The organism is Flagellimonas lutaonensis (assembly GCF_000963865.1).
GTDB classification, from domain to species: Bacteria; Bacteroidota; Bacteroidia; order Flavobacteriales; family Flavobacteriaceae; genus Flagellimonas_A; species Flagellimonas_A lutaonensis.
Window position 1 is genome coordinate 2,460,508 of record NZ_CP011071.1, and the last position, 21,745, is coordinate 2,482,252.

Sequence of the window (21,745 nt, forward strand, 5' to 3'; positions counted from 1 at the left end):
TTTTACCCTAACTCCGATCATCTCAAAACATACACATGAAACTGATATGTATAGGCCGAAATTATGCGGCCCACATCGATGAGCTTAAAAACGAGCGGCCTACAGAGCCAGTGGTCTTTATAAAGCCAGACTCCGCGGTATTGCCGAAAGAGCAAGATTTTTATATTCCTGAATTTTCAAACGATGTACACTACGAAGTAGAGGTATTGGTGAAGATCAAAAAGGTGGGCAAGCATATTGCCCCAAAATTTGCCCATAAATACTATGATGAGATAGGACTCGGAATCGACTTTACGGCCCGTGACCTACAGGCCACCCTAAAAGCAAAGGGATTGCCTTGGGAGAAGGCCAAGGGTTTTGATGGCGCAGCGGTGGTCGGTAAGTGGGTTCATAAAGAAAAGTACGAAAATTTAGACAAACTGGGGTTTTTGTTGTTAAAAAATGGGGAAATCGTACAATCTGGTGATACCAGCCTGATGCTGTGGAAGATAGATGAGCTCATTGCACATGTTTCGACCTATTTTATGCTCAAAAAGGGCGATATTTTGTTTACCGGTACCCCTGCCGGTGTTGGTAAAGTAGCCCCAAATGACTACCTTGTCGGAAGAATTGAAGGTGAAGAATTTTTTGCAATTAATGTCAGGTAATGATTTATAGTTTGGACAAGGTCAATGAGATGGCCGAAGGTGATGAGGATTTTATCGTTTCTGTGGTTTCCGTTTTTTTGGAAGAAGTGCCCGAAGATCTGCATGCTTTGGAAACCGCTATCAACGAAAGAAATTTTGAACAGGTATACAAGTTGGCCCACAAGATAAAGCCCAATGTAGATTTGCTGGGGATGGAACAAACCCGTGCCACCGCCCTTGAAATCGAGACACTGGGTAAGAACGATGCCAATTTGGCCCAGATCGAGAACAAGTTTCCCTTGTTGAAGAAAGATATCGAACAGGTAGTGTCCGAACTCAAGCGAGACTTCGACCTATAGCCATCATCCTCTTTTTGTTTTTTGTTTGGTTATTTTTGCTGCCTATTCTTAAATAGCGCGGCAAAGCGCGTATGCAATCAATTATGCAGGCAGAGATCATAACCATTGGCGATGAGATACTCATAGGCCAAATTGTAGATTCCAATTCGGCTTTTATCGCCAAAGAGTTGAACAAGATTGGTGTTTCGGTATACCAGATAACCTCGGTTCAAGACGATCGGCAGCACATCTTGGATGCACTTTCAGATGCCAACACCCGCTCGCAATTGGTGATTATGACCGGTGGGCTTGGTCCGACCAAAGACGATATCACCAAACATACACTATGCGAGTTTCTTGATGATGAACTTGAGCAAGATGATGCGGTTCTGGCACATGTTGAAATGCTTTTTGAGAAATATATTTCGACCCCTATTTCCGATTTGAACCGCAAACAGGCCTTGGTGCCTACAAAGGCGGTGGTGTTAAAAAACAAATATGGCACCGCCCCCGGTCTTTGGATGGAAAAAAACGGTTCGGTGTTTGTGTCGCTGCCGGGGGTGCCCTTTGAAATGAAGCATTTGGTCATCGACGAACTGATTCCCAAAATCGTGGAGAAGTTTGAGCGCCCACATATTCTGCACAAGACCATAATGACCTACGGGTTGGGCGAAAGCGCCGTGGCCAACAGAATTGAAGAATGGGAGCATAACCTGCCCCCCTTTGTAAAATTGGCCTATTTGCCCAGTCTTGGGCGTGTGCGGCTACGGTTGACCGCCAAGGGTGCCGACAAAGATTTGCTGAAACGAACGGTAGCGGCAGAAACCCAAAAACTCTACCAGCTTATCGGCGATATCATTTACGGGGTCGAAGAAGATGAAAGCATCGAAGCGCTGGTGGCAAAGCTTTTGACCGATAAGAAGATGACACTTGCCACCGCCGAAAGTTTTACAGGGGGTAAAATCGCCCAACAGCTGACGGCCATTCCCGGGGCCTCGAAGTATTTCAAGGGCAGTATTGTAAGCTATGCCACCGAGACCAAGATCAAGGTGTTGGGGGTCAACGAAGATTTGGTAAAAAAACATTCGGTGGTGAGCCAAGAGGTGGCCGTGGCCATGGCCGAAAGTGTAAAGGAACTGCTTGGCAGTGATTTTTCGATTGCCACTACCGGCAACGCAGGCCCGACAAAAGGCGATTCAGATGCCGAGGTGGGTACGGTGTACATTGCCATCAGTGGTCCGAAAGGTACGATTGTAGAGAAATTTGTTATGGGCAACCACCGTGAACGCATTGTTCAAAAGTCTGTAAACAAGGCGTTTGAGATGCTTCAAAAGGAAATTACAAATTTATAGACCTGAATTTTGTGCAATAATTTAAAAGCACTAAATTTGCACCCTCAATAAAAACACGCAAAGCGAAGGCGATGTCAAGAATTTGTGAAATAACAGGAAAAAAGGTGATGTTCGGAAACAATGTTTCCTTCTCCATCAACAAGACCAAAAGAAGATTTGACGCAAATATCTCAAAGAAGCGCTTCTACGTTCCTGAAGAAGGCCGTTGGGTAACGTTGAACGTTTCCGCCAAGGGCATCAAGGTCATCAACAAAAGGGGCATTTCAGCCGCCTTGAAAGAAGCAAGAGCCAAAGGTTTTGTAAAATAATAGCACAGCAAAATGGCAAAGAAAGGCAATAGGATTCAGGTTATTTTAGAGTGTACCGAGCACAAAGACTCGGGTATGCCCGGTACCTCAAGGTACATTACCACCAAGAACAAAAAGAACACGCCCGATAGGCTTGAGATTAAAAAGTACAATCCTATCTTAAAGCGTATGACAGTCCATAAAGAAATCAAATAAACAGGAGTCATGGCAAAGAAAACAGTAGCAACATTACAATCAAGTTCAAACAGATTGACAAAGGCCATTAAAATGGTCAGGTCGCCCAAAAGCGGTGCCTACACCTTCGTAGAATCGGTAATGCCTCCTGAAGCGGTAAACGATTGGCTGGCCAAGCAATAAGCCAGAGACACTAGATGAGATTGAAAGAAGCCGCGTTTTAGCGGCTTTTTTGTTTTAACAAAACTCCCCTTACTTTCCTATCTTTGGCTACCAACAAGAATTGACCGATGAGCCTATTTAAAAAAATATTTTCCAAAGAAAAAAAGGAAACCCTCGATAAAGGACTTGAAAAAAGTAAAACCAGCTTTTTCGGAAAACTGGGCAAGGCCGTGGCCGGTAAATCGAAGGTCGATGATGAGGTACTCGATAACCTAGAGGAGGTTCTGGTCACTTCTGATGTTGGTGTCGATACCACCTTGAAAATAATAGAGCGTATTGAAGAACGGGTGGCCCGTGACAAGTATATGGGCACCGACGAGCTCAACACCATTCTCCGCGAAGAAATAGCGGGCCTGCTCTCTGAGACCCATGTGGGCGAAGAACAAGACTTTTCGGTGCCTGCAGACAAAAAACCGTATGTGGTAATGGTTGTTGGGGTCAATGGCGTTGGCAAGACCACGACCATTGGCAAGTTGGCACACCAATTCAAAAATAAGGGCCTCAAAGTGGTTTTGGGCGCGGCCGATACCTTTCGCGCAGCGGCCATTGACCAGTTGCAGGTGTGGGCTGATAGGGTCGATGTGCCCATCATAAAACAGAAAATGGGCAGCGACCCGGCTTCTGTGGCCTTTGACACCCTTAACTCTGCAGTGGCCGAGAACGCCGATGTGGTACTGATCGATACCGCAGGGCGCTTGCACAACAAGGTAAACCTGATGAACGAGCTTGCAAAGGTCAAAAGGGTCATGCAGAAAGTGGTGCCTGATGCGCCGCACGATGTTTTATTGGTGCTTGACGGCTCTACGGGCCAAAACGCCTTTGAGCAGGCCAAACAATTTACCAAGGCTACGGAAGTGACCAGTTTGGCCATTACCAAATTGGATGGTACCGCCAAGGGCGGAGTGGTCATCGGCATCTCTGACCAATTTCAGATACCCGTCAAGTACATTGGGGTGGGCGAGGGCCTAGAAGACCTACAGGTCTTTAATAAATACGAGTTTGTGGATTCGTTTTTTAATATAGAAAATTGAAATCTTGCCTGATAATATTCCTTTCAGTAATCCCATTTGGGATATATTCCCAAATCACCCATCCGAAAGCGAGTCCGTTTTCGACGGTCGAGCAAGAGGTCGGGCTCTCTAAAATCACTGTTGCCTATTCACGGCCATCGGTCAGAGGGCGGCATGTATTTGGCCCACAACCCGATGGGCAGCCCGGACTGGTGCCCTACGGCCGTATCTGGCGGGTAGGGGCCAACGAGAGTACCAAGATCACGGTCGATACCGATATGCAGGTGTTGGGCAACGACCTGCCCAAAGGCACCTATGCCTTGTATGCCTTTCCTGAAGAAAATGAGTGGCAAATCGTTTTCCATACCAACACCTCGCATTGGGGCGACGGACGAAAGAATTACAATTCTGATGAGGACTTATTTCGGATCACGGTCAAACCTGAAAACATACCCTATCACCAAGAGAACTTTCTGATTTCGTTCGATAGCATAACCCACCACTCCGCAAACCTGAACTTGATTTGGGCCAGTACCAAAGTAACCATTCCATTTTCCGTAGATACCGATGCCCAGATGGAAGCTGAGATTGCGAAGCAATTGAGAGAGAACCCCACCGCACAAACCTATTACGAAGCGGCCCGCTACCTACAGGAACAAGGCAGGGATTTTGAAAGGGCGCTTGAATATTTGAACAAAGCCATTGAGATTGGTGGCGACACCTACTATTTTCATAGGGTCAAATCGTTGGTCGAGGCAGCATTGGGCGATTATAGGGCAGCCATCACATCTGCCGAGAAATCCTTGGAACTGGCCGCAGCCCAAGAAAAAGACGAGTTTGTTCGTATGAACGAAAAGAATATCAAAAAGTGGAAGGCCAAAATCTTCAAAAAATAAATAGTGTCACCTCGAGCGCGGTCGAGAGGTCAATAAACCGCAAATCTATAAAAGGTCTCGACTGCGCTCGACCTGACAAAGGGCAATCATGAAAAAAACCATCTTACCTCTCTTGATTCTTATGGCCTTTGTGGCTTGCAAACAGGAACCCAAAAAATCAGAACCCATTGTATTGTGGCAGCCCTATAACGATTCTACCGAGGTGGCGGCCAATGCCGACCATGAAAATGAGCGCATGCGCTATAAGTTCATCCAAAGCAAGGTGCTTGATAAAAACGAGGTATTCTTGCCCTTGTATGAAGAAGTTTCCCGGTTTTCGGAAGCGAAATATGAGATGATGAAGGCGTTGGTGCTGGAACAGGACATCCCATCCATCCAAAAAAGTATATCCGAGGGAAAATTCTCGTATGAAGATTTGACACGCTTCTATCTGCACCGCATCTACAAATACGAACTGCCCAACGAGACCACCTTGAATATCATTATTGCGCTGAACCCAAAAGTATTGGAAGAAGCAAGAAAATTGAAACCCAATGCAACGGGTGAACATCCCATTTATGGCATGCCCATACTTTTAAAGGATAATATCGGTTCTGAAGGCATGAAAACCACCGCTGGGGCCATTGCCTTGAAAGACAATGTGACCGACGACGCGTTTATTGTAAAGAAATTGAAGGAGAAGGGGGCGTTGATACTGGGGAAGGTCAATCTCAGTGAATGGGCCAATTTTTTGTGTAATTGTCCTAACGGACAAAGTGCCATGGGAGGGCAAACATTGAACCCCTATGGTCGGCGGGTGTTCGATACCGGCGGATCCAGTGCCGGTAGCGGAACCTCGGTGGCCGCCAATTATGCCGTGGCGGCGGTTGGCACTGAGACTTCGGGATCTATTCTGTCGCCCTCAAGCCAAAACTCCGTGGTAGGCCTAAAGCCAACTGTTGGACTGTTGAGCCGCACGGGAATCGTGCCCATTTCAAGTACGCTCGATACCCCGGGGCCCATGACCAAAAATGTGACCGACAATGCCATTTTGTTGGATGCCATGCTTGGGAAGGACGTAGAAGACCCAAAATCGGTCGAAGGTTACCAAGGCATCTTGTCTTCCTACCAACAGCCAGCACCTTTAGAAAAAATCCGGTTGGGAGCCATAAAGGGTCTGATGGAAAGAGATTCCATTTATCGCAAGACGGTTCAAATTTTACGGAAAGGGGGCATTGAAATAGTGGAATTTACGCCTCCTGAAGTAAAGCGTGATGGTTTTCTTACGCTGTTGAACATCGATATGAAGAATGATTTGCCAAAGTATCTAGAAACCCAAACAAAAGACAAACAAGCGGTAAAGGTGCGCTCTGTTGAAGATGTGGTTCGCTTCAACCTTCAAGATACCCTGGTGCGCATACCCTATGGCCAAGAACGTTTCGAGGGTATCTTGGCCGATTCGACCAACGCAGAAAAGTTCACTGAGATAAAAGAACAACTAAAACATGCTGGGCGGCGTTATTTTGACACTCCCATGAACCAATATGGATTGGATGCGGTCTTATCAATCAACAATTGGCATGCGGGCTATGCCGCCATGGCCGAGTATCCTGCCTTGACCATTCCCATGGGGTATAAGGAAAGTGGCGAACCCATCAGCCTTACTTTTATTGGTGAGCCGTTCGAAGAGGCGCACTTGTTACGTATTGGTAAAACATATGAGAACTTGAACAAAGTCAGAAAAATTCCAGCGGCATATGCTAATTGAAATAGGCACTCAGTTTTTCCCATAGTGCATTGTCAAAACTTGAGGGTCCCAATTGGTCTTCACCGGCGTCTTCGCCCATTCTGACCACTACCAGCCCCTTACTGGGCACGATGTAGAGTTTTTGGTCGTCTTTTCCGAGTCCGGCAAAGGTGTCCGTCGGTGCATTTGGAATCAAGAATCCATCAAAAACAATTTGTGAACCGGGCCCCATGTGGCTCTGCTTGCCATTGAGCCACCAAAGATATCCGTACGATTTGTTGTGGTTTTGTGAGGTGTTTTTCATATCCTTCAAAAAATCACTGTCACCGAGAATGGTTTCTTCCTTCCACTTGCCGTTGGCAAGGTTCAAAAGTCCGAAGCGGGCCATACTGCGGGCAGTACTGAAGTAGACGTTGTTGGATCCATTGGTCGATAGCCAAAAACCATCCATTCCAATTTTATTGCGGAGATGGGTGTTGAAGTAAGTGGCCCACTCTTCTTGGGCGGCATTGGCCACCACACGTTGCAGCAGTGTGTACGGACCATTGTGGTAGGCCCAACGTGAGCCGGCATCGGCCACATAGTTTAGGCAATTTGGTGCTACACAGTCGAACGCCAACGGATTCATTCCGCTGGTCATGGTCAGTTGGTGCCAGACGGTGATGAGGTTTTCCTTTTCGGGTTCAAGGGAAGTCCAACCGCTTTCTAGATAATCGGAAGTTTTGTCGTTGATGTCCAAAAGACCTTCGTCTTGGGCGATACCCACGGTAAAAGCGGTAAGGGTTTTTCCGGCCGAGGCCCAGTACCAACTGGTGTTCTGGGTGTGGTCGCCAAAATACCATTCAACCACCAGTTTGCCATCCTTTAAAATGATGAATGCCTTGGTGTTTTTTTCTTCGAGCAGGTTATAGAGTGCTTGTTGCGCTTCGGTATCCCACCCTAGGTCATCGGGGGATATTGTTTCCCAATCAGCAGAATCGTCAGGGGGAAAATACAGATTGGCAATGTCTGGATCATCATCGTTGCCAATGGGTTCGGTATCAGATGAACAGCCCCATCCCAGAAAAATGAGCAGCATCAAAGAAAACAGAGGTGTTTTCATGGTATTGATTTTTTGTATGACCATTTTGATTCTCAAAGGTTTAACGCAGATTTGGCGGAAATATGCATTAAAATCGACCAATTGCCAACAGTGTTGTATTTTTGCCGTCCATTTGAAGAAGCAATGCGCACAAAATCCTTGAAAAAGAACCGGATAAATGTAGTGACCCTGGGTTGCAGCAAAAATGTCTATGACTCTGAGGTGCTCATGGGCCAGTTGCGCGCCAATAACAAGGAAGTTGTGCATGAAGAAGAAGGCAATGTGGTGGTCATAAACACTTGCGGATTCATTGCCAATGCCAAAGAGGAAAGCGTCAACACCATTCTGGAGTTTGTACAAAAGAAGGAAGCGGGCGAGATTGACAAAGTATTTGTCACAGGATGCTTGAGCGAACGTTACAAGCCTGACCTGCAAAAAGAGATACCCAACGTTGACCAGTACTTTGGCACCAGCGACCTGCCCCATCTTTTGAAGGCCCTAGGGGCTGATTACCGGCACGAGTTAGTGGGCGAACGGTTGACGACCACGCCCAAAAACTATGCCTATCTTAAAATCGCCGAAGGGTGCGACCGGCCCTGTTCGTTCTGCGCGATTCCGTTGATGCGGGGCAAGCACCGTAGCAAACCGATGCAAGAATTGATTGCAGAAGCTACAAAATTGGCCGCCAACGGGGTAAAAGAACTGATTTTAATAGCACAAGACCTGACTTATTATGGTCTTGACCTGTATAAAAAACGGAATCTTGCCGAACTGTTGCGCCAGTTGGTCAAAGTCGAGGGAATCGAATGGATTCGACTGCATTATGCGTTTCCGACCGGTTTTCCGATGGACGTACTCGATGTAATGCGCGAAGAGCCAAAAATTTGCAATTACATCGATATTCCGTTACAACATATTTCGGACCCCATTCTAAAGAGTATGCGACGGGGCACCACCAAGGCCAAAACCACTAAATTGCTGCAAGATTTTCGGGCTGCCGTACCAGATATAGCTATTCGAACCACATTGATCGTGGGGTATCCTGGGGAAACCGAGGAAGATTTTCAAACTTTGAAAGAATGGGTCGCCGAAATGCGTTTCGAGCGCTTGGGCTGTTTTACCTACAGCCATGAAGAGAACACCCACGCCTATTCGTTGATCGATGATGTTCCCGAAGGGGTGAAACAACAGCGTGCCAATGAGATAATGGAGCTGCAATCACAGATTTCGTGGGAGCTGAACCAAGAGAAGATAGGTAAGATTTTTCGCTGTATCATCGACCGCAAAGAGGGAAGCCATTTTATCGGGCGCACAGAATTTGACTCGCCCGACGTAGATAACGAAGTATTGATCGATGCAACCAAGCATTATGTGAAAATTGGTGACTTCACCCATGTTAAAATAACCGATGCGGCTGATTTCGACCTTTTCGGCGAACCCGTTTCCGCCACTTAGGCATATGATTGTTTCCTTTGGATTTTTACCTGTGGAAACCACAATACTGACAAAAGTCATAATTCATTTGTTTCTAGTGCCATAGCTTTGTTCGAAGTTTTACATTTGGATGGGCAAATGACCGAAGATTCCGCTGAAAGCCTCTCTTTTTGATTACAATCGAGAACTAATTTTTGGTACTATGATAGATAAGAATTTGGGCCTGCCTGTCAAGCGCAGCGTTACCCTGTTGCGCATTTTGATAGGTTGGCACTTTTTGTACGAGGGGATTATAAAGTTGTATAATCCTGATTGGACCTCTTTTGGCTACCTGGCCACTGCCCAAGGGCCTTTAAAACCGTTTTTTACTGCGCTGACCAGCGATTCCATTATCGGGTGGGTCGATACATTGAACATTGTGGCCCTGCTTATTGTGGGCATTACATTTACGCTTGGCATATTTGAGCGCAAGGGCGCCATTGTGGGCATTGGGCTTTTGGCACTTTATTATTTGGCGCATCCCTCATTTCCCGGAATGCCCGCGGTCAATGTAGAGGGCAATTATTGGTTTGTCAACAAGAACCTGATCGAATTGGTGGCCTGTGTGGTAATCTACAATATTCCTACCGGTCATTTTTTCGGACTGGATCATTTTAGAAAGAAAAAACTTATTAAAATCAGCTAACCATGAAATGGGCAAGAAGAGATTTATTGAAAGGATTGGGGGGGCTCCCCATTTTAGGTGCCGTATGGTGGGCTGGTGCCGCTACGGCCGTGGGCAACAGAAAAGAACGGTCTGAGATACTTGAGGTGTTGAACATTGAGCCCTCACTGCCACCAACAGTACCCGAAATTACCGGTGAACCGGTTAGGGTGGGTATCATCGGTTTTGGCATTCGGGGCGAGCAATTGTGCCGCTCTTTGGGATTTGCTACCAACGAATGGCTGGAAGATATGAAACTCGAGGCCGAGAATGACCCCAAGCACAAGGCCCTCGAAGATTTTATGAACCAAGACAAACTCAATGTCAAACTGGCAGGGGTATGCGATGTTTTTGATGTTAGGGCAGAAAAGGCACTGCGATCCTTTTCCTCTGAAGACAACAAAATAAAACGATATGGTACGTACCAAGAAATGATACAGAGTGGTGACATCGATGCCGTTGTAATTGCCACCCCAGATCATTGGCATGCACCTATGGCCATTGAGGCATTGAACAATGGGGTACATGTATATGTCGAAAAGCCCATGACACATACAGTTGAGGAAACCTACCGGTTACGGGAGGCCGCCCTGAACTCAAAAGCCGTCTTTGCCGTTGGTCACCAACACCGTCAAACGTTAAGTTTCAAAACGGCTAGCGACGTTATTCAAAAGGGCACCCTAGGGCACGTTTCATTGATACAGACCAATACCAATCGGAATGATGACAACGGGGCATGGAACTATGAGATGCACCAAAAGGCCAACGAGAATACCATTGATTGGCAACAGTTCTTGGGCACGGCCCCACAAATACCCTTCAACAAGAACCACTTCTTCAGATGGCGTAAATGGTGGGCTTATGGTTCAGGGTTATCAGGAGATTTGTTGACCCACGATTATGACAGATTGAACTGTGTGTTGCAGATGGGCATTCCTGATTCGGTCATGGCCTCAGGGGGCATTTACACCCACAACGATGGCCGTAACGTACCCGATGTCTTGCAGGTGAACATGGAGTTTCCGAATTTCAGTACGGGCAGCAGTCAACAGCAAGGGAAGGAAAAGGGCATGACCTTTTGTTATAGCGCCACACTCGGCAATGGCTTTAACCGCCCCACTATTTTAATGGGCCATGATGCCACCATGGAACTTGGCAACCGGCTGACCGTATGGCCCGACGGGGGCTCGACACGCTATGCTGAAATGCTCGAGGCTGAAAAGATGCGGCCTTCGGTGCCCATATATCAGTACAACCCCGGTGCCAACATGCCCGATGCCATTTCGTCGGCCACCTCGCAATATTTTGCCGATAAGGGCCTTATGTGGACATACATCAACGGAATGCGGGTCGATTCAACCTTTTTGCATATGCGTGAATGGTTGAGTGTCATCAAAAATGGCGGTAAGGTCAGCTGCGGCATCAAGGAAGGTTTTGAGGAAGCGATTTCGGCCCATATGGCCGGGCTTTCATGGAAGCTTGGAAGAAGAATTGAATGGGATGCCACCAATGAGCGGTTGAAGCCCATTGAAGGCATCGATTTTGATGAGGTGCTGCTTTCTTCTGATTTTCAACCTGAAGGCGCCATCTTGGTTGGTTAGAATAGCCTATAACGGCAATGGCCACCCTACATTGTTACGTATGACACCAGTTTTTCGACGGTTGGGTGGTCATTGCCTCCAGCGGGCTCAATGGTAATGTTCAAAGATTCAGCCTTATCAATATATTTAAGCATTACCAAGTCTTTATCTGTAGGGAGCAGCCCCATGCTGATCATTTCACCGTCAACATCGCCCCACATCTGGTAGGTCTGGTCTTCGGGCAATTGTGGCAATCCTTTTGGGTTTACCACTACCAACTTGTTTTGATGGTTCACATAGGCAACGGCCCTTGCGTCTTGGTCAAGAACTTGACCTTTAAGAAGAAAGGGTACGGTGCTCGGCGCATTGATAAGTTGTAAACGCTCATTGGTGGTTTGGTAGTTTTCTTCCAAAACAACCAATCGCTCTTGCAGACTATTGGTCTGGGTCTGCAACAAGTTGAGGCGTTCTTGAGATTCTTGCCATCGGTTGTACATTAAAAAAGTTGTCAGCATAAAAAGCAAGGCCAAGCCGGCGGCTATCATAAGCGGGGTACGATAGTATATGAGTTTTTTTGGTTCCTCTAGACGTTTTTGCAACATTGTTTTCACCCTTGGGTCGGGAACAATGGCATTCTCAAACGCCATTTTTTCAAAATCAGCTTCCAACTGTATAAATTGCTGCTTTAAATCGACATCGTCTGCAATGGCCTTTTCGACAAATATTCTGTCGTTTTCTGAAAGTTCGTCCAACAGATATTTTTCCAACAATCCTTCCTCATGTATCCTTTTCTTATCCATCATGCCAAAATTTGTAAGATTGACCATGTTATCATAAGCTCGGTGCCATAGCTTTCGCGAAGCAGCTTCAAGGCCTGCCGCACATATGACTTGAATGTGCCCAGCGGTACATCCATTTCTTCGTGAGCCTCACGGTGGGTATAACCTCTGAAATATACCAGTTCAATAGCTTTTTGGTGGTGAGGCTCTAACTTTTTTAGAGCTCCATTCAGTCCAGTATAATCGATGGTTGTTGCATCCTCTTTATTACTATGTACACTCAAATCCTCATTTTGGATGAGCGGCATTGGTTTTCGCAATGCATTTAAGCCTATATTTTTTGCAATTCTGTAGGCCCAGGTATAAAATCGCCCTTTGGTGCGGTCATAGCGATGGGCATTTTGCCAAATCTTTACAAAACTCTCTTGTAAAAGGTCTTCTGCCTGCACCCGATTTCGGCACATACGTAAAATAACCCCATAGAGCGCCGGTGCATAGCGGTCGTAGATTATATACAAGGCTTGCTTGTCGCCATTGGCAAGGCGGGTCATAAGATCATTGTCAGTTGGGAGCTTCGACATATACAATGTTAAAGATATGATAAAAATACGCTGCGCTCATCCATTGGTGTATATCCTGTGTAAATATTGGAAAGCGCGCAACATTTTATTTCTAAATCTAAAAACAATAAAAATGAAAAAAGTAGCTCTAATTATCTCATCGATTACCTTGTTTCTATTTGCCCAAATCACAATGGCCCAAAAGGGAAAGGACATTGTGGACATGGCTGTTTCACAAGATGACTTTTCAACGCTGGTGACCGCCCTTAAGGCGGCAGATCTGGTAGGCGCCTTAAAGGGGGATGGCCCCTTTACGGTATTTGCCCCAGTAAATGCGGGATTTGAAAAAATTGATTCAAATACGCTGAACGCCCTTTTGCAGCCAGAGAATAAAGATAAATTGGCTGCTATCTTGACCTATCATGTTGTGTCAGGGAAGCTGCAGGCAAAAGATGTGGCGGCGGCCCTTGAGTCTGGTGGTGGCAAGGCAACGCTTACTACGTTGAACGGCGCCAAATTGACAGCCATGAGCAAAAATGGTGGAATTTACCTAAAAGATGCCCACGGCAATTATAGTAAAATAGCACAAACCGATGTAATGGCCTCCAATGGGGTGATTCACGTAATTGAAGACGTGGTCATGCCCAAATAAGTTGTTTGATTTTTGTTTTGGTTGATGGGCACCGCTTCGGCGGTGCCTTCTGTTTTTACATGTTCACATAAACGTGCCCCGCTTGGGGAATATCGGTAAGGTCAAACTCGGTTTCATTCAGGACGATGCCATGCTCTAGATAGGCTTTTAGATTGGCCAGCCAAAAGGTCCACCCGCAACTACACCCATTATAAATGTTCATTTTGGTCTCTTCATCGGTGGGCATGTCATATTGCTTTAAAGTGAGCAGTGTGGCCCTTTCTTTTTCTTCGAGTTTCACAGAGACCTTGCACACGTCATTTGCAAATGAAAAGTCTAAAAAATCTTTGCCATTGGCCTGCAATATGGTTCCTTTTTCCTGACCGTCCCAATTGTGCCACTCCCAAGTATAGGTATCGCCCGATTGTATGAAATCATCTGGTTTTCTGGTGTCGCCATCTGAAGCGGTATAAACGGCTTTTCTCAAGAACCAAGTTTCAATACCGGCCTTTGTGGCCCAACACCAATATAATTTTTGGAGCGGCGCCTTTATATAGATCTTTTTGGTGAACTGGTCAAAACGTAGCTGTTCCATTATCTTTTTCGGTTTAATTCATAATGATAAAGTTCACGGCCCAATTGGGCCAAGAAAGGTATGCCCACTTCGTCATATTCATAAACATTGTCGTTGAATATGCCATCTTTGTTGACCAATATGGTGGCGGTGACCATAAACTCAATCTTGTTCTTTTCATCGTGTATGTAAGCACAGTCGGTCAACGTGCCATACGCATAGCCAACCTTGTTGTAAATGCTGACATGGTCGGGCATGGTCTCTTTTTTATCGCCATAAATGAAGAATTTGCCATAACTGTCATAATATTCTTCAGAGTCGTACCCCACCTCTTGGGGCAGTAACTGCATGGCATCTAGTAGAAACCCACGTTGCGATTCACTTAAGTTAAACCGCTCTTCGCTTATGAATTGATCCGGAAAAACTATCCGTTTCAACAAAGCGTGCTGTGCGGTGATCGGGTAGTAGTTTTTCAGTCCGAAATCGAAAGGCCCCCTGTGAAGCGAATCTTGTACATAAAACCCGGTTCCCTTTTTTATCTCCATTAGTTCAAGGGGCCGGGGTGCACCGCTGGTAATGGGTTTGGTGGTAGCGGTGGTACTGTCATTCAAATAAATGACCAACGGTTTTGTCGTAACCTCGTCGGCATTATCGGTTGAGAGCCGGTGTGCGATTCGAATGGGCTTTACCCCCCGTCTTCGCATGCGACCGTTCAAATCGTCAAACCCCAAAAATTCAACCAAACGGTTGTTGGCAACATTATCACTGACTGTGAAAATTTGTAAAATGGCCTCAGAAAAAGTGGTTTCGACAGAGTCGCCTTCAACATAAAAACGGGTATCCGTGTCCAAAGAATCGATTTCGTTCAGTTTTTCAAGTGCGGCCACCGCTGCCGGAAACTTGACGGTACTGGCAGGGTAGAAATAGGCATTTTCATCAACCTGAAAATCATAATCGGTAAAGACTATGCTATCGCCGAAGCGGTCAATTTGGGTGTAGCGAATTTGTAGCTCGTATTGGTCAAGACTGTCCATCACCCTTTTGATTCTCCCATCAGCGGAGGCCAGAGCTTGCTCTAAAGGGTTTACAGCTTGGTTTTGGGTGCAGCTAAGGAACAAAAGGCCAACCGCGACAAAGAGAAAGATTGAGCGCGAAAGTTGTTCAGTTTTCTTCATACACTTCTCCTCTATGGGGTTTCAAGGCATCACGAACCTTTTTCATTTCTATCTTATTGACGACCATATAGGCCATGCTGTGCATGTCGCTGAAATGCGTGAACCCTGTGATATCGTTGTTGAGTTTTTCGTGAAAGATGAACTCGGCCAGGTGTTTTTGGTGGTGTTCGGCCGTTTTGGCAGCGGCCGGTCCTCTAAAATCCCAAATAAGTTTGATCTTTTGATCCACTGAATCTTCCATCGTTATTGGTCATCAAGTACTGAAATACCTTTTTCGGCGAAATTTTTAAAATCGACGGCATACTTCATCGACTGTTTCTTAAAGGCCCCAGGCATTAAAAAGGCCATTAATTTCATGCCCAGCGAAGAGAATTGAAATTCGCTTTCCGATATCCAACGGGTTTTTCCGTCTTCCTCCTTGAAATAATTTTTTTGTATGTTGTGCACGCCCTTGGCATCGTAGGTCACATGAAATTCTTCGGGCAGGTTTCGTTTGATGATTGTCTCGACCATTTCAAGCTCTCGCTTTCCCATCTTGTATTTAAGGTTCATTCTCGCCCCCTCTTCACCGGGTGTTCCAGAAAGTTGCTCGTAGCTCACAAGCCCCCGCTGCCAATGCTTCATGTTTTCAGGATTGTCGAGCTTTTTGATGAATTCGTCACGGGGCAGGTCAACTGTAATCTCGGTAGTATACTTCATCGGTATTGGTTTAGGTATCTAATGTACTAAAATATTGATTTGTGCCGCCTACTAAAAATCTGTTAATGAAAGGGACACTGCTTGTTCAGGATGAAGTTATTGTTATTTTTGCCCAATGCAATTCCTGGCCAAAATATACAAAAGACAGCTTGTTTTTGCGGGGTTATTGATTCTTGTTGGTTCCTGTGGTTCTTTTTTGAGGGATAAGGAAGAAAACGAACCCCTAGCAAGGGTCGGGGAAGCATTTTTGTACCATGAAGACATTGCTCCTTTATTGGACAAAGGACTTTCACCACAAGATAGTGCCGCCTTTGTGGTCAACTACATCAATAAGTGGGCGGCCAAACAACTTTTAATGTCTAAGGCCAAAATCAACCTTCCTGAAGATCAATTGGCACTATTTGATAAATTGGTGGATGATTATCGCACAGATTTATACACCCGAGCCTATCTAAACCTGCTTGTCGAGCAGTCGAGCGATACGTTGATAAGCGATACAGAACTTAAAAATTTTTACGAAAATCAAAAGGAGAACTTTAGGTTGAATGAAAAATTGGTACAACTTCGATTTGTAATGCTTCCCAACCAGTTTTTGAACAAAGACGAGGTGGAGAAAAGGCTTAGAAATTTTACCAATGAAGACCAGATATATTTGGATTCAATTGCCGTACAGTTTAAAAAATTGCACCTTAACGATTCTGTATGGGTAGATGCCTCTAAGGTAATTTGGCAAATAGCGCCCCTTAGTTCGGACAATCAGGATAGGTACTTAAAAAAATCACAATTTTTTGAACTACAGGATTCTTTAGGGGTATATTTGGGAAAGGTCACAAATGTTTTGGAAGAAAATGAAGTGGCTCCCCTATCATATATCACCCCAAACATCAAACAGATCATCCTAAACAGAAGAAGATTGGAGCAAATCAAAAAAATTGAAACCGAAATCATAGATGAAGCGATCAAAAAGAATGAATTTGAACTTTATAGATAAGCACCGACTGTTGCCGTTTTTGGCGGTCGTTTTTGGCTTGTTGGCCACTCGGGCCCAAGACGCACCAGAGACACAGGTGACAAATGAATCCGATGGTTCGCGCACCAAGGTAAAGGTCGATGGCATTGCTGCGGTAGTGGGCGATTATGTGATCCTTGATTCCGATATCGAGAAAACATTGATCGATCTGCGCAGTCAAGGGGCCTCTACAGAAGATATTACCCATTGCCAACTGTTGGGCAAATTGATGGAAGATAGGCTTTATGCCCACCAAGCTGTACAAGACAGCCTTTTGGTATCAGACGACCAAGTGAACGCACAAAGCGATGCGCAGATCAATGAACTGGTGTCGCGTATCGGCAGCATCGAAAAAATGCTGAAGTATTACAAAAAGCCCGATTTGGAATCGTTTCGCAAAGAGTTGTTTGAAATCAATAAACTGCGAATGCTCTCTGAAAAAATGCAGAGCAAGATCGTTGAAGATATTGAGGTAACCCCCGAAGAGGTGAGGCAATTCTTTTTCAAGATTCCCGAAGACCAACGCCCCGTTTTTGGCGCCGAGCTTGAGATTGCCCAGATTGTGAAACAACCAAAGGCTTCTGAAGAAGAAAAGCAAAGGGTGATCGACCGGTTAAAGGGTATCAAGCAAGATATCGAGGAAAATGACGCCAGTTTTAATGTAAAGGCTATCTTGTACTCACAAGACCCCGGTTCGAAATCAAGGGGCGGCCTATATCCGGGCATGACCAAAGAGACCCCTTTTGTAAAAGAGTTCAAAGATGTGGCCTTTAGCCTACAAGAGGGCGAGATTTCAGAACCTTTCGAGACCATGTTTGGGTACCACATTATAAAGGTTGAAAAAATTAGGGGGCAAGAACGCGACGTTCGGCACATCTTGTTGATACCCGAAATTTCTGAGGAGGCCATCAAAGATGCGGTCAAAGAGCTCGATACCATACGTCAGCATATTCTTGATGGCAAGTACACCTTTGCCGATGCCGCGCGTAACTTTTCTGATGAGAAGGAAACCAAGTTTGACGGAGGCCTCTTAAGGAACCCGATCAATTTCGATTCAAGGTTTGAACTCACAAAAATGGATCCCGCCCTTTACAACCAGGTCAGGGATTTGAAAGATGGAGAAATATCGAAACCCATTCGTGAAGATGACCCTAGGGGAGGGCCTCCCAAATTCAAGATCATGAAAATCTCGAACCGCTACGATGAGCATGTGGCCGACTTTGCAAAAGACTATATAAAAATCCAAGAATTGGCCCTACGCGAAAAACAGCTGAAGGCCATAAAAAAATGGATGGCCGAGCACATTCAAGATACCTACATACACGTAGATCCAGAAAACAAAGACTGCAATTTTGCCAACAACTGGTTAAAAGAATAATGCATGTCTGATGTAGCTGCTATCAAAAACCTTGTTGAAAAACACAAGGCACTTAAAAACGAGATTGGTAAGGTAATAATTGGGCAAGATGAGGTCGTTGACCAAATCTTGCTGTCTATCTATACAGGCGGACATTCGTTGCTTATTGGGGTGCCCGGCTTGGCCAAGACCCTGATGGTCAATACTATTGCCCAGACCTTGGGGCTTGATTTTAAGCGCATACAGTTTACACCTGACTTAATGCCCAGTGATATTTTGGGTAGCGAAGTCCTTGACCAAGACCGTAATTTTAAATTCATAAAGGGCCCGATTTTCGCCAACATTATTCTGGCCGATGAAATCAACCGGACCCCTCCAAAAACACAGGCCGCATTGTTGGAGGCCATGCAAGAGCGTGCCGTGACCATTGCTGGACAGCGACATAAACTGGAATCGCCCTACTTCGTATTGGCGACCCAAAACCCCATTGAGCAAGAAGGCACCTATCCGTTGCCAGAGGCCCAGTTAGATCGCTTTATGTTTGCGATCAAATTGGGGTATCCTTCTGTGGAAGAAGAGATCAACATTGTCAAGGCTACCACCTCAGACCGTTCGGTGGTGCTCAACACGCTCTTTAGTGCCGATGCCATCATAGATGTGCAACAACTGATACGACGTATACCGGTACCCGATAACGTGGTCGACTATACGGTCAAGCTCGTGAACAAAACACGCCCCACACTTGAGGGAGCTTCAGACTTTGTAAAAAACTATATCGACTGGGGCGCAGGGCCCAGGGCTTCGCAGAATCTGGTCTTGGGGGCCAAGGCCCATGCAGCCGTTTCTGGTAAGTTCTCACCAGACATCGAAGATGTAAAGGCTGTTTCGCCCGGTATATTGCGCCATAGAATTCTTAAAAACTATAAGGCCGAGGCAGAGGGCATCTCCATAGAAGAAATCATAGAAAGTCTGTTATAAAGTCTCATTTTTCAGCTTCAAAAAGTTTTAATGAGTTAAATAGCGGCGCCGTTTTTTGACAACTGTAAAAAAGCGCATTAAACAGTACGGCTATAGTTTCAAAGCCCGTTTCTATTTTGTAATTTTATCGAATTGTAATCTAAAAATTCTATTGAAAAATGGCATTTGACATTGACATGATCAAAAACGTTTATTCTACCATGGGTGAAAGGGTAGAAATAGCGAGAAAGTTGGTGGGAAGACCCCTTACCTTGGCAGAAAAGATTTTGTATTCGCATTTATGGGAAGGAAACCCCACAAAGGCTTTTACCAGGGGCAAGGATTATGTGGATTTTGCACCCGATCGTGTGGCGTGTCAAGATGCTACGGCCCAAATGGCCCTGCTTCAGTTTATGCATGCGGGCAAGCCCAAGGTCGCCGTTCCAACCACTGTCCACTGTGATCACTTGATTCAGGCAAAGGTTGGGGCCGAGGCCGATTTGAAGAGGGCCAATGAAACCAGTAACGAGGTCTTTGATTTTTTGGAGTCGGTCTCAAATAAATATGGAATCGGATTTTGGAAACCCGGTGCAGGTATTATCCACCAAGTGGTTTTAGAAAATTATGCGTTTCCGGGGGGAATGATGATCGGAACCGATTCGCACACGGTGAACGCTGGCGGATTGGGTATGGTGGCCATCGGTGTTGGTGGTGCCGATGCCGTGGATGTCATGGCCGGAATGCCATGGGAGCTCAAGTTTCCGAAATTGATCGGGGTGAAACTGACAGGAAAGCTATCAGGATGGACTGCCCCCAAGGATGTCATCTTGAAAGTCGCCGATATTCTTACCGTAAAAGGTGGCACAGGAGCCATCATCGAATATTTTGGTGAAGGGGCCATCTCAATGTCTTGCACGGGTAAGGGCACCATTTGTAACATGGGTGCTGAAGTGGGGGCCACTACTTCAACCTTCGGATATGACGATTCTATGGACCGATACCTACGGGCCACCGATCGTGCCGATGTGGCCGATGCCGCCCGAGAGGTAAGAGAGCATTTGACCGCCGATCCCGAAGTGTATGAAAACCCAGAAAAATACTTTGACCAAGTCATTGAAATCGACTTGGATACCTTGGAGCCCCATTTGAACGGGCCGTTTACTCCAGATTTGGCTACCCCTATTTCTAAAATGGGAGAGGCCGCAAGAGAGAACGACTGGCCGCTGAATGTTGAATATGGGCTCATAGGTTCATGCACCAATTCATCATACGAAGATATTTCACGGGCTGCCTCCTTGGCCGAACAGGTTTCTGAGAAGAATCTGAAAACCAAATCGAATTTTACCATCACTCCCGGTTCAGAGCAGGTTCGCTATACCATCGAGCGCGACGGGTTTATAGATACGTTCAACAAGATAGGGGCCACGGTATTTGCCAATGCCTGTGGGCCATGTATTGGTATGTGGGACCGATATGGTGATAAGGCGGCCAATGGGCCCCGAAACACCATCGTTCACTCGTTCAATAGAAACTTTGCCAAACGTGCCGATGGTAACCCGAACACCTTGGCCTTTGTGGGCTCTCCAGAGCTGGTCACGGCCATTGCCATCGCCGGTAGGCTTGATTTCAACCCCATGACCGATAAATTGATCAATGAAGATGGGGAAGAGGTAATGTTAGATGAGCCAAGGGGCTACGAACTGCCGCCAAAGGGCTTCGCTGTTGAAGATGCCGGCTATATTGCACCCAAAGAAGACGGTAGCAGTGTAGAGGTCAAAGTAGCCAAAGATTCTGAGCGTTTGCAGTTGCTTGAACCGTTTGAGCCTATCAAACCCGAAGAATTAAAAGGCATGAAATTGTTGATCAAGGCGTATGGCAAATGTACCACTGACCATATTTCCATGGCAGGGCCATGGCTTCGTTTCAGGGGGCACCTTGACAATATTTCGAACAATACCTTGATTGGTGCGGTCAATGCCTTTAACAAGAAAACCAATTTTGTAAAGAACCAGTTGACCGGTGAGTATGGTAGCGTGCCCGATACACAAAGGGCCTACAAGGCAAAAGGGATCAAGACCATAGTGGTGGGCGACCATAATTATGGTGAGGGATCGTCCCGTGAGCATGCGGCCATGCAACCCAGACATTTGGGCGTGGCTGCTGTATTGGTCAAATCATTTGCCAGAATACATGAGACCAACCTTAAGAAACAGGGTATGTTGGCACTGACGTTTGCCGATGAAAGTGATTACGACAAAATTCAAGAAGACGATACCTTCAACTTTTTGGATATCGACTCATTTGCACCAGACAAGCCGTTGACCATAGAAGTGGTGCACGATGATGGAAGCAAAGATATTATCATGGCGAACCATTCATACAACGACACCCAAATCGCATGGTTCAAAGAAGGATCGGCGTTGAACTTGATCAAAAGGCAGAATGCGTAGTGCATTCAAAATATTGAATTAAGGGGTTGTCCAAAATAAGTCAGTTATTATCGCTTTGTGGCCGAAAGGTGTCACTATTTCTTGGGCCAACACAGGTTATCGTA

General features: G+C 45.9%; 24 protein-coding genes. 17 read left to right on the plus strand and 7 right to left on the minus strand.

Features of this window, described 5'->3' with window-relative positions; all coding sequences use genetic code 11:
* Positions 1-35: 35 nt before the first annotated feature.
* From VC82_RS11455 to VC82_RS11490, 9 genes are all read left to right on the plus strand, one after another.
* Positions 36-647, plus strand: coding sequence for a fumarylacetoacetate hydrolase family protein (locus tag VC82_RS11455; RefSeq protein WP_045802494.1), 612 nt, complete (start codon positions 36-38; stop codon positions 645-647).
* The gene (locus tag VC82_RS11460) at positions 647-985 is read left to right on the plus strand and encodes an Hpt domain-containing protein (RefSeq protein ID WP_045802495.1); all 339 of its coding nucleotides are present in this window, start codon (positions 647-649) and stop codon (positions 983-985) included. The genes VC82_RS11455 and VC82_RS11460 overlap by 1 nt, the downstream gene beginning before the upstream one ends.
* An 83-nt stretch (positions 986-1,068) precedes the next feature.
* Positions 1,069-2,316, plus strand: a complete 1,248-nt coding sequence (locus VC82_RS11465; protein ID WP_045803415.1) for a competence/damage-inducible protein A — start codon at positions 1,069-1,071, stop codon at positions 2,314-2,316.
* A 71-nt stretch (positions 2,317-2,387) separates the two neighbouring features.
* A complete protein-coding gene (rpmB, locus tag VC82_RS11470) occupies positions 2,388-2,624 on the plus strand; it encodes a 50S ribosomal protein L28 (RefSeq protein ID WP_045802496.1) in 237 nt (78 codons plus the stop codon).
* Positions 2,625-2,636: 12 nt separating this feature from the next.
* On the plus strand, positions 2,637-2,819 hold the full coding sequence (gene rpmG / locus VC82_RS11475; RefSeq protein WP_045802497.1) for a 50S ribosomal protein L33: 183 nt from the start codon (positions 2,637-2,639) through the stop codon (positions 2,817-2,819).
* A gap of 9 nt (positions 2,820-2,828) precedes the next feature.
* Positions 2,829-2,981, plus strand: a complete 153-nt coding sequence (locus tag VC82_RS15480; RefSeq protein WP_084598219.1) for a DUF4295 domain-containing protein — start codon at positions 2,829-2,831, stop codon at positions 2,979-2,981.
* Positions 2,982-3,088: 107 nt separating this feature from the next.
* Entirely contained in the window at positions 3,089-4,051 is a 963-nt protein-coding gene (gene ftsY, locus VC82_RS11480; RefSeq protein ID WP_045802498.1) for a signal recognition particle-docking protein FtsY, read from the plus strand.
* The gene (locus VC82_RS11485) at positions 4,048-4,926 is read left to right on the plus strand and encodes a DUF2911 domain-containing protein (RefSeq protein ID WP_045802499.1); all 879 of its coding nucleotides are present in this window, start codon (positions 4,048-4,050) and stop codon (positions 4,924-4,926) included. The genes ftsY and VC82_RS11485 overlap by 4 nt, the downstream gene beginning before the upstream one ends.
* Positions 4,927-5,014: 88 nt before the next feature.
* On the plus strand, positions 5,015-6,673 hold the full coding sequence (locus VC82_RS11490; protein ID WP_045802500.1) for an amidase family protein: 1,659 nt from the start codon (positions 5,015-5,017) through the stop codon (positions 6,671-6,673).
* Here the strand turns inward: VC82_RS11490 and VC82_RS11495 are convergent.
* Complete coding sequence (locus VC82_RS11495) at positions 6,666-7,754, minus strand: serine hydrolase domain-containing protein (RefSeq protein WP_045803416.1); 1,089 nt, start codon at positions 7,752-7,754, stop codon at positions 6,666-6,668. The two genes, VC82_RS11490 and VC82_RS11495, sit on opposite strands and share 8 nt — an antisense overlap.
* 123 nt (positions 7,755-7,877) lie before the next feature.
* Between VC82_RS11495 and rimO the strand changes: the two genes are divergently transcribed.
* The 3 genes from rimO to VC82_RS11510 all read left to right on the plus strand — a co-directional run bounded on the left by rimO (position 7,878) and on the right by VC82_RS11510 (position 11,471).
* The gene (gene rimO, locus VC82_RS11500) at positions 7,878-9,188 is read left to right on the plus strand and encodes a 30S ribosomal protein S12 methylthiotransferase RimO (protein ID WP_045803417.1); all 1,311 of its coding nucleotides are present in this window, start codon (positions 7,878-7,880) and stop codon (positions 9,186-9,188) included.
* A gap of 181 nt (positions 9,189-9,369) precedes the next feature.
* Positions 9,370-9,852 carry a DoxX family membrane protein gene (locus VC82_RS11505; protein WP_045802501.1) on the plus strand — a complete coding sequence of 161 codons (483 nt, stop codon included), beginning with the start codon at positions 9,370-9,372 and terminating at the stop codon, positions 9,850-9,852.
* Between the two features lie 2 nt (positions 9,853-9,854).
* Positions 9,855-11,471, plus strand: a complete 1,617-nt coding sequence (locus tag VC82_RS11510; protein WP_045802502.1) for a Gfo/Idh/MocA family protein — start codon at positions 9,855-9,857, stop codon at positions 11,469-11,471.
* Between the two features lie 26 nt (positions 11,472-11,497).
* Here VC82_RS11510 and VC82_RS11515 read toward each other — a convergent pair whose 3' ends face one another.
* Positions 11,498-12,253 (minus strand): anti-sigma factor, encoded by a 756-nt coding sequence (locus tag VC82_RS11515; protein ID WP_170218322.1) that lies wholly within the window; start codon positions 12,251-12,253, stop codon positions 11,498-11,500.
* Positions 12,250-12,810 carry an RNA polymerase sigma factor gene (locus VC82_RS11520; RefSeq protein WP_045802504.1) on the minus strand — a complete coding sequence of 187 codons (561 nt, stop codon included), beginning with the start codon at positions 12,808-12,810 and terminating at the stop codon, positions 12,250-12,252. Before VC82_RS11520 ends, VC82_RS11515 begins: the two co-directional genes overlap by 4 nt.
* Positions 12,811-12,922: 112 nt before the next feature.
* On the opposite strand from VC82_RS11520, the gene VC82_RS11525 reads away from it, so the two are divergent.
* The gene (locus VC82_RS11525; protein ID WP_045802505.1) at positions 12,923-13,441 is read left to right on the plus strand and encodes a fasciclin domain-containing protein; all 519 of its coding nucleotides are present in this window, start codon (positions 12,923-12,925) and stop codon (positions 13,439-13,441) included.
* A 55-nt stretch (positions 13,442-13,496) separates the two neighbouring features.
* Here the strand turns inward: VC82_RS11525 and VC82_RS11530 are convergent, their stop codons facing one another.
* Genes VC82_RS11530 through VC82_RS11545 form a run of 4 tightly spaced genes read right to left on the minus strand, consistent with a single transcriptional unit; the run spans position 13,497 to position 15,868 of the window.
* A complete protein-coding gene (locus VC82_RS11530) occupies positions 13,497-14,015 on the minus strand; it encodes an SRPBCC family protein (protein ID WP_052699004.1) in 519 nt (172 codons plus the stop codon).
* Entirely contained in the window at positions 14,015-15,169 is a 1,155-nt protein-coding gene (locus tag VC82_RS11535) for a serine hydrolase (protein ID WP_045802506.1), read from the minus strand. Before VC82_RS11535 ends, VC82_RS11530 begins: the two co-directional genes overlap by 1 nt.
* On the minus strand, positions 15,156-15,398 hold the full coding sequence (locus VC82_RS11540) for a hypothetical protein (RefSeq protein ID WP_045803419.1): 243 nt from the start codon (positions 15,396-15,398) through the stop codon (positions 15,156-15,158). Before VC82_RS11540 ends, VC82_RS11535 begins: the two co-directional genes overlap by 14 nt.
* 14 nt (positions 15,399-15,412) lie before the next feature.
* Positions 15,413-15,868 (minus strand): SRPBCC family protein, encoded by a 456-nt coding sequence (locus VC82_RS11545; protein WP_045802507.1) that lies wholly within the window; start codon positions 15,866-15,868, stop codon positions 15,413-15,415.
* 115 nt (positions 15,869-15,983) lie between these two features.
* On the opposite strand from VC82_RS11545, the gene VC82_RS11550 reads away from it, so the two are divergent.
* From VC82_RS11550 to VC82_RS11565, 4 genes are all read left to right on the plus strand, one after another.
* Positions 15,984-16,859 carry a hypothetical protein gene (locus VC82_RS11550; RefSeq protein ID WP_045802508.1) on the plus strand — a complete coding sequence of 292 codons (876 nt, stop codon included), beginning with the start codon at positions 15,984-15,986 and terminating at the stop codon, positions 16,857-16,859.
* Positions 16,819-18,255: a peptidylprolyl isomerase gene (locus tag VC82_RS11555; RefSeq protein ID WP_245615892.1), complete on the plus strand. Its 1,437-nt coding sequence runs from the start codon at positions 16,819-16,821 to the stop codon at positions 18,253-18,255. The genes VC82_RS11550 and VC82_RS11555 overlap by 41 nt, the downstream gene beginning before the upstream one ends.
* A gap of 3 nt (positions 18,256-18,258) precedes the next feature.
* Entirely contained in the window at positions 18,259-19,212 is a 954-nt protein-coding gene (locus tag VC82_RS11560; protein ID WP_045802510.1) for an AAA family ATPase, read from the plus strand.
* Positions 19,213-19,370: 158 nt separating this feature from the next.
* Positions 19,371-21,641 (plus strand): aconitate hydratase, encoded by a 2,271-nt coding sequence (locus VC82_RS11565; protein ID WP_045802511.1) that lies wholly within the window; start codon positions 19,371-19,373, stop codon positions 21,639-21,641.
* The last annotated feature ends 104 nt before the right edge of the window (positions 21,642-21,745 follow it).